Origin of the sequence: Streptomyces sp. IMTB 2501 (genome assembly GCF_001953885.1) — a bacterium.
In the GTDB taxonomy this organism is placed as follows: domain Bacteria; phylum Actinomycetota; class Actinomycetes; order Streptomycetales; family Streptomycetaceae; genus Streptomyces.
This window is the reverse complement of the sequence record NZ_MQUS01000028.1, coordinates 85524-98078: the sequence shown is the minus strand read 5'-3', so window position 1 is coordinate 98078 and position 12555 is coordinate 85524. Positions and strand designations below refer to the sequence as shown.

Here is a 12555-nt window from a genome sequence, read left to right as displayed (position 1 = left end):
GCCGCTTTCCGTGACCCGAGGGGCGCCGTGATCGGCTCCGGCGCCCCTCGACCCACCTTCCTCAGCGCACGCCCACCGCCCTCACCGGGCCGTGTCGGCGTGCCCACGACCCCGGATGGAACCATGTCCGACTCCACACTTTCCTCCCGTACCGTCCTGGTCACCGGCGCCACCTCCGGCATCGGCTACGAGACCGCACGGCAGCTCGCCGAGCGCGGCGCCACGGTGCTGCTGCACGGCCGTACCGCGGAGGAGACGCGGGCGGCAGCAGACCGCCTGATCGCCACGATGGGCATCCCCGAGCCCCAACTGGCGCTCTACTCGGCCGACTTCACTCACCTGGAGGAGGTCGAGCGGTTCGCCGACGCGGTGGTCGCCGAGCACCCGCACCTGGACGTCCTCGTCAACAACGCCGGCATGGCCGCGCCCGAGCGGCACACCGTGACCGCCGACGGCAACGAGATCGCCTTCCAGGTCAACTTCCTCGCGCACTACCTGCTGACCTGCCTGCTGGAGCCGGCGCTCACCAGTTACCCGGGCGGCCGCGTCGTCAACGTCTCCTCCTCCCTGCACCGCACGGCCTCCATCAGCTGGGCCGACCCGAACCGCGCCCGTCGCTACTCGCGCCTCGCCGCCTACGCCCAGTCGCAGCTCGCGCTCACGGTGTTCGCGGCCGACCCGCGCGTCACCGCGGTCTCCGTGCACCCGGGCATCTGCGACACGGCCCTGCTCCCCCTCTACGCCCACGAGGGCCTCTCTCCCGTCGAGGGTGCCGGGCACGTGGTGCGGCTGTGCGACCCGGCGGTCGAGATCGTCAACGGCGCCTACTACGACCGCGAGGAGCGGGTCGACCCGGCCCCGGCGGCGACCGAGGACCGTACGGTCCGGCGCCTGAACAAGCTGGCGGACCTGCTGGTCGGCCGCACCGCTTGAAGAACCTTCCCGCACCCAGGAGTTGACGTACATGTCCAAGCGCGCCCGCAAGAAGAGGGACCGCCGCAAGAAGAAGGCCAACCACGGCACCAAGGCCGGCCAGCGCTGACCGAGCCACAGCCGGGGCGGGCGACAGGGAGCGGAGGGCCCCCGGTCGCCCGCCCGACCCGTTCCCCGTACCCCGTCTCACCATTCGGGAGGCATGGATGATCGAGATCTCGCCGCCGGACGCAACGGCGCTCGCGCGCTGGTTCCCCACGGGCGCGCCCGGCCCCGCCACGATCGGCGAGCACGCCCTGGCCACCGGCGTGGGCCGCTGGTGGGCCGACCGCCCGGTCCAGCCGCGCGCGCTGGCCGTGTCCTGTGCCGGCCACGTAGTGCTGCGCGGCAGCCCGGACGACCTCACACCCGGTCTGCTGGCCCCGCTGGCCGGCAACCGCTTCGAGGCCCCGGCCCGACTCCTGCCCGCGCTCGGCGCCGCCTTCGACCGGCTGACTCCCTGGGAGCGCATGGTCTGGACACTCCAAGCCGCGCCGCAGCCCGCCGCCGTCCCGCACGGGGTGACCGTACGACACCTGGAACCGGCGGACACCGACGCCGTGCACGCCCTCGGCCCGGACGCGTCCTGGCTCTCGGCGAGCTGGGGCGGCCCGCTCGGTCTCGCCACCTCGGGCCACGCGTGGACCGCCGCGGACCGCGCCGGTCGCATCCTGGCCGTGGCCTGCACCTACTTCCGCGGTACCGGCTACGAGGACGTGGCCGTCTACACCGTCCCCGACCGCCGCCGCCACCGCCTGGCCCTGGCCTGTGTCACCGCCCTGTGCGCGGACATCGCGGCCCGCGGTCACACGCCCAGCTGGAACTGCTCGGTCCTCAACCGGCCCAGCCGCCTCCTGGCCTGGCACGCCGGCTTCCGCCTGGTCCGCGAGTACGTCCACTATGCGGCGGGCAGCCCGGTGTCACACGGCCGCCTGAGCGCCTGACGCCTCCTGGCCGGTGGCCCAAAGCTTTGGAGCGCCAGGTCACGGCATGCCGGCCAGGCTCTGCGCGGCGTCGAGGACCAGGTGCCACGGGTACTGCTTCGGCCTACCTTGGCCCGGCTGGTTCGGGACGAAGCCGCTCTCGCCGTACAGGACGCGCACGCTGGCATCTCCCCGACGGATCATGCCGGAACCCCGCCGGCTGATCCGGCGACCGGCCCGGCTCGTCCGCTCCCCCCGCATCGGACGAGCCGAGCCTTTACGTGCCCGCGTCAGAAGAAACGCCCTAGTCTTCCGGACGTGACCACCGAGCTGACCCTGCTGTCCCGTGTCGCCTGTCGTGGACGGGAGATCACCGCGCCGCGGCTGCGCGGATTGCTGGCGTTGCTCGCGGAGGATCTGCGGGGCGGCTGCAGTACGGGGCGGCTCGTGGAGGGGCTGTGGGCGGAGGAGTTGCCGGAGCGGCCGGGCAAGGCGGTGCAGATTCTTGTGTCGCGGCTCCGGGCTCAGCTGGGGGCCGAGCTGGTCGTGAGTACGCCGACCGGCTATCGGCTGGCGCTGGACGAGACGCAGGTGGACAGTTCCGCGCTGCTGCTGCACGAGGCGGCGAGCGCCGAGCGGGCGCGGGCCGGGGATCATGCGGGCGCGCTGGCCGAGGCCGAGGCCGGGCTGGCGTTGTGGGACGGGAGTGTGGGCGCCGGGGCCGGGGAGGACCTGCACGATCCCGTCGTGGCGCTGCGTGCCGGGCGGGTGCGGGCGCAGCGGGCACTGGTCCGGGCCCGGGCGCTCGCGCTCGCCCGGCTGGGGCGGCGGGAGGAGGCCATGGCTCCCCTGGCCGAGCTGGCCGAGGAGCTGCCGCGGGACGAGGAGGTGCTGGCGGAGCTGCTGCGCTGCGAGGCCGCCGGGGCGGGGCGGGCCGCGGCGCTCAGCCGGTACGACACCTATCGGCGGCGGGTAAGGGATGAGCTGGGGGCCGATCCCGGCCCCGAACTCAAGGCCGTTCACCAGGAGTTGCTCAGCGCGGGCGCGGCCCCGGTCCGGCACGGGGTGCCGCATGAGCCGAATCCGCTGCTGGGGCGGGACGCCGACCTCGCCGCCGTGGCCGGGCTGCTGCGGGAGGCCCGGGTGGTCACCGTCGTCGGCCCTGGTGGGCTGGGCAAGACCCGGCTCTCGCACGCGGTGAGCCGGGCCGCCGAGCAGCCCGTGGTGCACTTCGTCACCCTGGCCGGTGTCACCGCCGACGACGACGTGGCCGGGGAGGTCGCCTCGGCGGTCGGTGCCGGGGAGGGCCGGCAGTTCGCCGGGGCCGGGGATGCCGTGAGCGGCATCGTCGGCTCGCTCGGCGGCGGGCCGGTCCTGCTGGTGCTGGACAACTGTGAGCACGTCATCGCGGGTGCGGCCGCTCTCGTCCAGGCCCTGGTGTCGCGGTCCAGGCAGCTGCGGGTACTGGCCACCAGCCGGGCCCCGCTGGGGCTGACCTCGGAGTCCTTGTACGCGCTGCCGGAGCTGTCCCAGGCGACCTCGGTGGAACTCTTCGTACAGCGGGCCCGGGCCGCCCGGCCCGGCGTGGAGCTGCCCGCGGGCCCGGTCGCCGAGATCTGCCGGCATCTGGACGGGCTGCCGCTCGCCGTGGAGCTGGCCGCGGCCCGGGTCCGGGTGCTCTCCGTGGCCGACATCTCCCGTCGGCTGCGGGACCGGTTCGCGCTGCTGCGCGGCGGTTCCCGTGACGCGCCCGAGCGGCATCGCACACTGCGGGCCGTCGTCGACTGGAGCTGGAATCTGCTGGAACCCGACGGCCGGGCCGCCCTGCGCGCCCTGTCCGTGTTCCCCGGCGGCTTCACCGAGGACGCGGCCGAGTATGTGCTCGGCGACACCGGGGACACGCTGGAGCTGCTGGAGCAGCTGGCCGGCCAGTCGCTGATCAAGGTGGGCGACAGCCCGTCCGGGGTGCGCTTCCACATGCTGGAGACGCTGCGGGAGTTCGGCGCCGCCAAGCGTGCCGAGGCCGGCGCGGAGGAGGCGGTCACCGACCGGTTCCTCGCCTGGGCGCGGGACTTCGGCCGCGCCCATCACGACGTGATGTTCAGCAGCGACCCCGTACCCGCCTGGCTGCGCATCCGGGCCGAGCAGGACAACCTCGTCCTGGCGCTGCGCCATGCCCTGGTCCGCGCCGACGGGCCGAGCACGGCCGCCCTCACCGCCGTACTGGCCTCCCTGTGGGCCACCGACTCCCACTACCTCCGGCTCGCGGCTCTCACCGCCGAGACCGGCGGGCCGCTGTCCCGGTTCCGCCCCGGACCCGACAGTCCCGAGGACGTGGAGTCGGCCCGCAGCGCGGCGGCCGTGTGCACGGCGAGCCTCTTCATGGGCCACGGCCCGCACGCCGTACGGCAGTTGGTCACACTGCGCCGGCTGCCGCCCGCACCGCCGGACACCCTGCTGCGGGCGCTGTCGGTCGTGCTGTGCGCCGTCCCGGACATCCATCCGCCGCGCTTCGACCGGCTGGGAGAGCTGTGCGAGTCCGACGAGCCGCTGCTGGCGGGCGTCGCGGCCTGCGTGGCGAGCTATGTGTGGGAGTCGCAGCACGAGACGGAGCGCGCGCTGGCGTACGCCCGCCGGATGCTCGACGCGCTGGCACCGCTCGGCAATCCGGCCACCCTGCTGCTCAGCCACGGGCGGATCAGCGAGCTGTGCCTGCAGTCCGACCGGGGCGCGGAGGCGTACGGCCATCTGCGGGCGGCGCTGGACGCGCTCGGCGAGTTCAACCGGTTCAGCGACTGGTCGGACTCGGTCGGGGTGCACTGGGGGCTGGTGCTCGCCTGTCTGCAGCGCGGCGACGTCGAGGAGGCCGAGTACTGGCTGCGGCTCGCGGAGCTGGACCAGCCGCCGGAGTCCGCCCGGGTCTTCAGCCCCGATCTGCCGGCCCGGGCGGAGATCGCGATGGCCCGGGGGCTGACCGAGGTCGGACTCGGGCTGTGGCGCCGGGCGGCCGCGCGGATACGGGAGGACAGCCTGCTGTATCCCGGTGACCCGTTCGTGGAGCCGTGGTCGCTGGAGGTGCGGTCGGCCGCGCTGGCGGCGCACGCGCAGGCCGGCCGGCTGGAGCCGGTGGCCGACCTCGCCGAGGAACTGCGGGAGCGGCTGCTCGGGATGCTGTCCGGGGCCGTGGCGCAGGGCGCTCCGGCCGCCGGGGCTCCGGTGGAACTACCGGTGTACGGCACGGTGTTGCTGGCGCTCGGCTTCGCCGGGCTGGCCCGGGGCGAGGCGGGGGCGGTACGGCTGGTGGCGCTCACGGAGCGGATGCCGGCGGTACGGGAGTTCCCCACCCTGTCCCTGACCCGCTCCCGGGAAGCGGCCGAACACGCCGACAGGGCGGCGTACGCCGACGCGAGGTCGAGGTACGCCGCCCTGGGGCGGGAGGAGTTGCGGGCGGAGGCGCTGCGCGAGCTGACCGGCGGGTGATCCGCCCGGTCTCCCGCCTCACCGCTTGGGCTCGCGGTTGAACCGCGCCTTGGACCACAGGTAGCCCAGCACCGTCAGCCCCAGGCACCAGCCGACGGCCAGCACCGCGTTCTTCGTGCCGATCCCGCTGCCGAGCAGCAGTCCGCGCAGGGTCTCGATGCAGGGCGAGAAAGGCTGGTACTCGGCGAACCAGCGGAACCCGCCCGGCATGGAGTTCACCGGCACGAACGCGCTGGACAGGAGCGGCAGCATCGTCAGCGGCATCCCGAGGTTGCTGGCCCCCTCGGGGTTGGGGCTCACCAGGCCGATGCCGACCGCGATCCAGGTCAGCGCGAGGCTGACCAGAGCCATCAGCCCGGCCGCCGCGAGCCACTCCACCGGTGTCGCGTCGGGCCGGAAGCCGATGGCCAGTGCGATGCCCAGGATCAGCACCAGAGCCAGCATCGTCTGGATCACGCTGCCGATCACATGGCCGATCAGGACGGAGGCGCGGGAGATCGCCATGGTGCGGAACCGGGCGATGATGCCCTCGGTCATGTCGGTGCACACGGACACCGCGGTGCCGAGCGAGATCATGCCCACGGTCATGAGAAGGATGCCGGGGACGAGGTAGGCGATGTAGTCGGCACGGTCCGCGTGACCGCCGTTGAGGCCGGCGCTCATCGCGTTGCCGAAGACGTAGACGAACAGCAGCAGGAGCATGACCGGGGTGAGCAGGACGTTCAGGGTGAGGGAGGGGTAGCGGCGGGCGTGCAGGAGGGTACGCCGCAGCATGGTGACGTTGTCGCGGAACGCGTGGCCGGCGGTGCTCATCGAGTGGTCTCCTTCGCAACGGAGTCGGCGGACGGGGCGGGGGACTGGGCGGGTACGGGGCTTCCGGTCAGGGCGAAGAACACGTCGTCCAGGTCCGGGGTGTGCACGGACAGCTCGTCGGCCTCGATGCCGGCGGCGTCGAGCCAGTCGAGGACGGCGCGCAGCTCGCGCTGGCTGCCGTCGCTGGGGATCTGCAGGGCGAGCGACTCGTCGTCGCGCGTGGTCTCGCGGAGCGCGGTCGCCGCCCGCTCGTACGCCACCGGGTCGGAGAACCGCAGCCGTACGTGACCGCCGGGAACGAGCCGCTTCAGCTCGTCGGCGCTGCCCTCGGCGACGAGTTTGCCGCCGTTGAGCACCGCGATCCGGTCGGCGAGCTGGTCGGCCTCTTCCAGGTACTGGGTGGTGAGGAAGACGGTCGTACCGCCCGCGACCAGCTCACGGATGATCTGCCACATGGTGTGGCGGGAACGCGGGTCGAGGCCGGTGGTGGGCTCGTCGAGGAAGATGATCCGCGGGTTGCCGACCAGGGTCATGGCGATGTCGAGGCGGCGCTTCATACCGCCGGAGTAGGTGGAGGCGGGCTTCTTCGCGGCCTCGACCAGGTCGAAGCGCTCCAGCAGCTCGACGGTGACCCGCCGCCCCTCACCCTTGGAGAGGTGGTGCAGGTCCGCCATCAGCAGCATGTTCTCCTCACCGGTGATCAGCCCGTCCACCGCGGAGAACTGGCCGGTGACCCCGATGGCCGCCCGGACCGCCTGGGCCTCGGCGGTGAGATGGTGCCCGGCGACCCGCGCCTCGCCGGCGTCGGCGGAGATCAGCGTGGACAGGATGTTGACCGCCGTGGTCTTGCCCGCGCCGTTGGGCCCGAGCAGCGAGAAGATCGTGCCGGTGGGCACCTGGATGTCGATGCCGTCGAGGACGGTCTTGTCCCCGTAGGCCTTGCGCAGCCCGGTGGCCGCGATGGCGAGTGCGTGCTCTGTCGTCGTCATGCCCCAGAGCGTGCGGCCCGGGCGGTTCAGAGCGGCCTCAACCGGGTTTCAGCCGGGCGGAGAGAGCTTCAGCGCGCTGAAACCCGCAGGTGGGCGGTGGGCGGCGGCCCGGCCTTTAGGCTTCCTCTTGTAGGAAAGTCGCTTCGGAAAGAGGTCCCGTTGAGCTTCTGGTCGATCTACCAGCACGGCTTCGCGCGCGTCGCCGCGTGTACGGGCCACACCGTCATCGCCGACCCGCACGCCAACGCCGAGGCGGTCCTGCGCCATGCGCGCCGGTGCGCCGAGGAGGGTGTGGCCGTCGCCGTGTTCCCGGAGCTGTGCCTGACCGGGTACGCGATCGACGATCTGCTGCTGCAGGACGCGCTGCTCGACGACGTCGTAACGGCGCTCGCCGGCATCGTGGCCGAGTCGGCGGACCTGCTGCCGGTGCTGGTCGTCGGCGCCCCGCTGCGCCACCGCGACCGGATCTTCAACTGCGCGGTCATCGTGCACCGCGGCCGGATCCTCGGCGTCGTACCGAAGTCGTACCCCCCGAACTACCGGGAGTTCTACGAGCGCCGGCAGATCGCCGCGGGCGACGACGAGCGTGGCGGAACGATCCGGCTCGCCGGCGCCGACGTACCGTTCGGCGTGGACCTGCTCTTCGCGGCGGCGGACGTCCCCGGGCTCGTGCTGCACGCCGAGGTCTGCGAGGACATGTGGGTCCCGGTGCCGCCGAGCGCGGAGGCGGCGCTGGCCGGCGCGACCGTCCTCGTCAACCTCTCGGGCAGCCCGATCACGGTCGGCCGGGCCGAGGACCGCAAGCTGCTGTGCCGCTCGGCGTCCGCGCGCTGCCTGGCCGCGTACGTCTACGCGGCGGCCGGTCTCGGCGAGTCGACCACCGACCTGTCCTGGGACGGCCAGACCCTGATCTACGAGAACGGGGTGCTGCTGGACGAGAGCGAGCGGTTCCCGCTCGGCGAGCAGTACGCGGTGGCCGACATCGACCTGGACCTGCTGCGGCAGGAGCGGCAGCGGATGGGCACGTTCGGCGAGAACCGCCGTACCCACGCCGCCCGTACCGGTGACTTCCGCACGGTGTCCTTCGAACTCGCCCCGCCGGCCGCCGCCGGCCTGGGCCTGCGCCGGCGCGTGGAACGCTTCCCGTTCGTGCCCTCCGACGCCGAACGACTCGCCCTCGACTGCTACGAGGCGTACAACATCCAGGTCGCCGGCCTGCAGCAGCGGCTCGCGGCGATCGGCGGCCCCAAGGTCGTCATCGGCGTCTCCGGCGGACTCGACTCCACGCACGCGCTGATCGTCGCCGCCCGCGCGATGGACCGCGCCGGCCGCCCGCGCAGCGACATCCTGGCCTTCACCCTGCCCGGCTTCGCCACCAGCGACCACACCAAGGACAACGCACACCGGCTGATGCGCGCCCTCGGCGTCACCGCGGCCGAGCTGGACATCACGCCGACCGCGCGGCTGATGCTGAAGGAGATCGGTCACCCCTTCGCCGCCGGCGAGCCGGTGTACGACGTCACCTTCGAGAACGTCCAGGCGGGCCTGCGCACCGACTATCTTTTCCGGCTGGCCAACCAGCGCGGCGGCATCGTGCTCGGCACCGGCGACCTCTCCGAGCTGGCGCTCGGCTGGTCCACGTACGGCGTCGGCGACCAGATGAGCCACTACAACGTCAACTCCGGCGTGCCGAAGACGCTGATCCAGCACCTCATCCGGTGGGTCATCAGCAGCGAGCAGTTCGACGAGGAGACCGGCAAGATCCTGGCCGCCATCCTGGACACCGAGATCAGCCCCGAACTCGTGCCCGGCGAGGAGATGCAGTCCACCGAGTCGAAGATCGGCCCGTACGCGCTGCACGACTTCACCCTCTACTACGTCCTGCGCCACGGCTTCCGCCCCTCCAAGATCGCCTTCCTGGCCTGGCACGCCTGGCACGACCGCGAGTCCGGCGCCTGGCCCCCCGGCTTCCCCGAGGCCGATCGCGGCGCCTACGACCTCGCGGAGATCCGCCGCTGGCTGGAGGTCTTCATCCGCCGCTTCTTCGCCTTCTCCCAGTTCAAGCGCTCAGCCATGCCGAACGGCCCCAAGGTCTCGGCGGGCGGTTCCCTCTCCCCCCGCGGCGACTGGCGAGCCCCGTCGGACGGCAACGCGCACGCCTGGCTGCGCGATCTGGAGCGGTTCGACCTGACGGAGGCGGAGGCCTAGGTTCCGGGTAGGTTTCAGGTGGGCTCGCCGCAGTTCCCCAGGGGCGCGGGGAACTGCGCGACCAGCCCACCACGCGCCCGCAGCCGCGAGACCACAACGCGCCCCGAGCCCCAGGGCGATCGGTTCAGGCCAGCGCACGCAACACGCATGCGAGGTCGTCCGGCGCGGCAGCCAACCGTACCGGGCGGCCCGCGTCGTCCAGCTCGGCGATGTGCCAGCTGTGCGGCACGAGGTCGCCCTCCTCGCCCCGGGCCCGCCGTACCGACCGCAGGGCGAGCCGCTCGACGGGGATCGGCTTCGCCGCGAACCGGCCCGGCCCGGGATGGGGCGTCACGGCGGGCCCGTCGGGGCCGAGAACGACATGCGTGCCGAACTGGTGCGGGTTGTACTCGGTGTGCTCCAGGAAGCGCGCGGACAGGAACACGTCCTCCCCCTCCGGGAGCCGCGCGGCGGACCGCACGGGCGTCTCGTCGGGCATCCGGATCCGGGTCGCGCGCCAGGCCCAGCCGAACAGGCCGAGGCTGACCACCCCGCCGACGGCCCACCAGGCGATCGCCTCCGTGGAGCCGAACAGGGACGTGGGGTGCCGGTAGCACAGCGGCAGCAGCCATACGGCGGTGACCACGAGCGGGGCCAGGAAGGGCAGCGGCGACGGCAGGACCTCGTCCGCCGGCCGCCGGCGCCCGCGCGCCAGAAGCAGCAGCTGCGCTCCCGGATACCCGGCGCTCAGCGCCAGTCCGGCGGCGACGACGGCCATGCTGCCGCCGGTGGTCACATGCTCGTGCCAGACGTAGTGCCGGCCGGAGACCGTCATCACCTGCCCCCGCCAGAGGGTCAGTTCGACCCGGTCACCGGCCTCGAAGGCCTCGGCGGCCTCGTACGTCACCGTCAGCTGCCGCAGCGGCCGACCGTGGGTGAAGTACAGATGGCTGAGCTTCTTGGGCTGGTGCGGCTCGGTCCGCTCGATCACCGCCGGGACGGTGCGCAGACAGTCGTCGCCGCGCTCCCCGGCCGCACAGGGCACGGCCGCGCGCCACGCCCGCTCCGCCGCGGTGGTACCGGCCACGGCCAGGGCGGCGCCGCACGCGAAGGCCAGCAACAGCACACAGACGGCCAGCGGCTTGGCCCGGCCGCCCCGCGCGGCCCCGTCCCGGGTGTTCATGGACGCATTTTCGCGCCGCCCGGATACGGCCCTCATGTGCCGGGTCCGGCAATCTGGCCGGGGTCCTGCCTGCCGTGTCCCGACGTCCGGCGCGCGCCTCTCAGTTGTTCCAGGTCTCGTCGTACGGGTCGTGCGGCACCGGGACCGGTTGCGCCGAGGTCACCTGCAGATACGGGATGGGGCCGTTGTTGACCGGGTCGTGCGCGAGGCGCGGGGTGTAGGTGCCGGTCACCTCCAGCCAGGCGTCCGGGCGCAGGACCGGGGGCAGGTCACCGGCCAGGCCGATCTTGACCGGCTGGGCGTCCGCGGCACAGCAGTTGAGCGCCATGCGCACCAGGTACGGCGCGCCCGTGTGGTCCAGGGCGAGGAAGCCGGTGATGCGGACCGGGCGGCCGTGCAGGGAGCGGCCGTGGTCGTAGGCCGCGCGGGAGGCGTAGTCGATCACGGAGAGCGGGGCCGGGTCGGCCGCGGGCAACTTACCGTAGACGTACGGCTTCTGCAGGGCCGTACCGGAGCGCAGCGCGCTGTAGGAGCCGAGGGCGGGCGGGGCGATGAGGATGAGGGCGAGGAGGGGGAGCAGCAGGAGCCAGGAGATCCGCGGTTCGGGATGGTCGTGTGTGTGGGCCTGGGATCCATGAGGTCCCTCGGATCCATGAGAGTCCTCGGTTCCCTGCGGTCCCTGGGACCGGTTTCGGCGGCGCTCGTACCAGACCGTCGCCAGCGCCGCCGCGATCAGGACCGCGCCCGAGGCCAGCAGCAGCGGCTGCAGGCCCGCCTTGACGTAGCGCAGATAGAGGTCGGTGCTGCCCGCGTGCAGCAGGGCGGCGCCGAGCAGGAACATGACGGCGGCCTGGGCCTGGCGGTTCACAGCAGCACCGCCGAGGTCAGTACGGCGCCCGCGACGGCCATCGCGAAGGTGGCGGGCGCGAAGCGGAGGGCGAAGGTACGGCCGAAGGTGCCGGCCTGCATCGCGAACAGCTTGAGGTCGATCATCGGGCCCACCACCAGGAACACCAGCTTGGCCGTCAGGGAGAACTGGGTGAGGGAGGCCGCGACGAACGCGTCCGCCTCCGAGCAGATGGACAGCAGCACGGCCAGGACGGCAAGCGCGAGCACGGAGAAGACGGGGTTTCCGGCCGCCGTGCGCAGCCAGTCAGCCGGGGTGGCCGCCTTCAGCGTGGCCGCGGCCATCGCGCCGAGCACCAGAAAGCCGCCGGCGTGCATGGTGTCGTGCCGTACCGAGTTCCAGAACGCCTCCCCCTTCGTGGCGCCCTCGTGCGCGCCGTGGGCCGGCGGGCGCAGCCAGTCGGTACGGCCCAGCCGCTGCCACAGCCAGCCCATCGCGCACGCCACCAGCAGGCTCGCCAGGAACCTGCCCAGCACCATCTCCGGGTCGCGCGGGAAGGCGACGGCGGTGGCGGTCAGCACGATCGGGTTGATCGCGGGGGCGGAGAGGAGGAAGGCGAGGGCGGCGGCCGGGGTGACTCCCCTGCGGACCAGGGCGCCCGCCACCGGCACCGACGCGCACTCGCACCCGGGCAGGATCGCGCCGGCGACCCCGGCGACCGGCACGGCCAGGGCGGGGCGGCGCGGCAGGGCACGGGCGAAGAAGGACGGGGGCACGAACACCGCGATCGCCGCCGACAGCAGCACGCCGAGCACCAGGAACGGCAGCGCCTGCACGGTCACCGCGACGAACACCGTCATCCAGCTCTGCATCAGCGGGGTGCCGAGGAGCCCGCGGATCGGGGACTGGGCGATCACCGCCAGCAGCAGAATCAGCGTCAGCACCAGCGGGGAGCTGAGCCGGCGGCCCTCCTCGCCGGACGGCGCGTCGGCCGGGCCGGCCTGCGCGCCGGGCGGTGCGTCTTCGGTGATGGCCACGTGCGGTTACCTCCGGCTGGCTGTCCTGGTGCGCGCCCTCCCCGTCAGTACGCGGGGCGGCGCACGGGTGTTCACGGCACGACTGGAACCACCCGTGTCCTTGGGGCAGTCTTTTCCCTCGTGG

The 12555-nt window shown here is 73.2% G+C and carries 10 protein-coding genes; 5 read left to right on the top strand and 5 right to left on the bottom strand.

Going from position 1 to position 12555, the window contains the following annotated elements; translation table 11 throughout:
• Positions 1–123: 123 nt before the first annotated feature.
• The 4 genes from AV521_RS35695 (at position 124) to AV521_RS35680 (ending at position 5375) form a co-directional block, all read left to right on the top strand.
• Positions 124–933: an SDR family NAD(P)-dependent oxidoreductase gene (locus AV521_RS35695; protein ID WP_076094580.1), complete on the top strand. Its 810-nt coding sequence runs from the start codon at positions 124–126 to the stop codon at positions 931–933.
• 31 nt (positions 934–964) lie between these two features.
• A complete protein-coding gene (locus AV521_RS52915) occupies positions 965–1042 on the top strand; it encodes a 50S ribosomal protein bL37 (RefSeq protein ID WP_371917093.1) in 78 nt (25 codons plus the stop codon).
• A 97-nt stretch (positions 1043–1139) separates the two neighbouring features.
• Complete coding sequence (locus AV521_RS35690; RefSeq protein ID WP_076094578.1) at positions 1140–1916, top strand: GNAT family N-acetyltransferase; 777 nt, start codon at positions 1140–1142, stop codon at positions 1914–1916.
• 297 nt (positions 1917–2213) lie between these two features.
• On the top strand, positions 2214–5375 hold the full coding sequence (locus AV521_RS35680; RefSeq protein ID WP_076094576.1) for a BTAD domain-containing putative transcriptional regulator: 3162 nt from the start codon (positions 2214–2216) through the stop codon (positions 5373–5375).
• An 18-nt stretch (positions 5376–5393) separates the two neighbouring features.
• On the opposite strand, the gene AV521_RS35675 is transcribed toward AV521_RS35680, so the two are convergent.
• Together AV521_RS35675 and AV521_RS35670 are read right to left on the bottom strand one after the other, a co-directional pair.
• Positions 5394–6188 (bottom strand): ABC transporter permease, encoded by a 795-nt coding sequence (locus tag AV521_RS35675; RefSeq protein WP_076094574.1) that lies wholly within the window; start codon positions 6186–6188, stop codon positions 5394–5396.
• Positions 6185–7177 (bottom strand): ATP-binding cassette domain-containing protein, encoded by a 993-nt coding sequence (locus AV521_RS35670; RefSeq protein ID WP_076094572.1) that lies wholly within the window; start codon positions 7175–7177, stop codon positions 6185–6187. The genes AV521_RS35675 and AV521_RS35670 overlap by 4 nt, the downstream gene beginning before the upstream one ends.
• A gap of 159 nt (positions 7178–7336) precedes the next feature.
• Here AV521_RS35670 and AV521_RS35665 point away from each other — a divergent pair, with 159 nt between their 5' ends.
• Complete coding sequence (locus AV521_RS35665; protein WP_076094570.1) at positions 7337–9385, top strand: NAD(+) synthase; 2049 nt, start codon at positions 7337–7339, stop codon at positions 9383–9385.
• Between the two features lie 124 nt (positions 9386–9509).
• Here the strand turns inward: AV521_RS35665 and AV521_RS35660 are convergent, their stop codons facing one another.
• The 3 genes from AV521_RS35660 to AV521_RS35650 form a co-directional block, all read right to left on the bottom strand.
• Positions 9510–10547 (bottom strand): hypothetical protein, encoded by a 1038-nt coding sequence (locus tag AV521_RS35660; RefSeq protein ID WP_076094568.1) that lies wholly within the window; start codon positions 10545–10547, stop codon positions 9510–9512.
• 100 nt (positions 10548–10647) lie between these two features.
• The gene (locus AV521_RS35655; protein ID WP_076094566.1) at positions 10648–11415 is read right to left on the bottom strand and encodes a TIGR03943 family protein; all 768 of its coding nucleotides are present in this window, start codon (positions 11413–11415) and stop codon (positions 10648–10650) included.
• On the bottom strand, positions 11412–12431 hold the full coding sequence (locus tag AV521_RS35650; protein ID WP_076094564.1) for a permease: 1020 nt from the start codon (positions 12429–12431) through the stop codon (positions 11412–11414). The genes AV521_RS35655 and AV521_RS35650 overlap by 4 nt, the downstream gene beginning before the upstream one ends.
• Between the last annotated feature and the right edge of the window lie 124 nt (positions 12432–12555).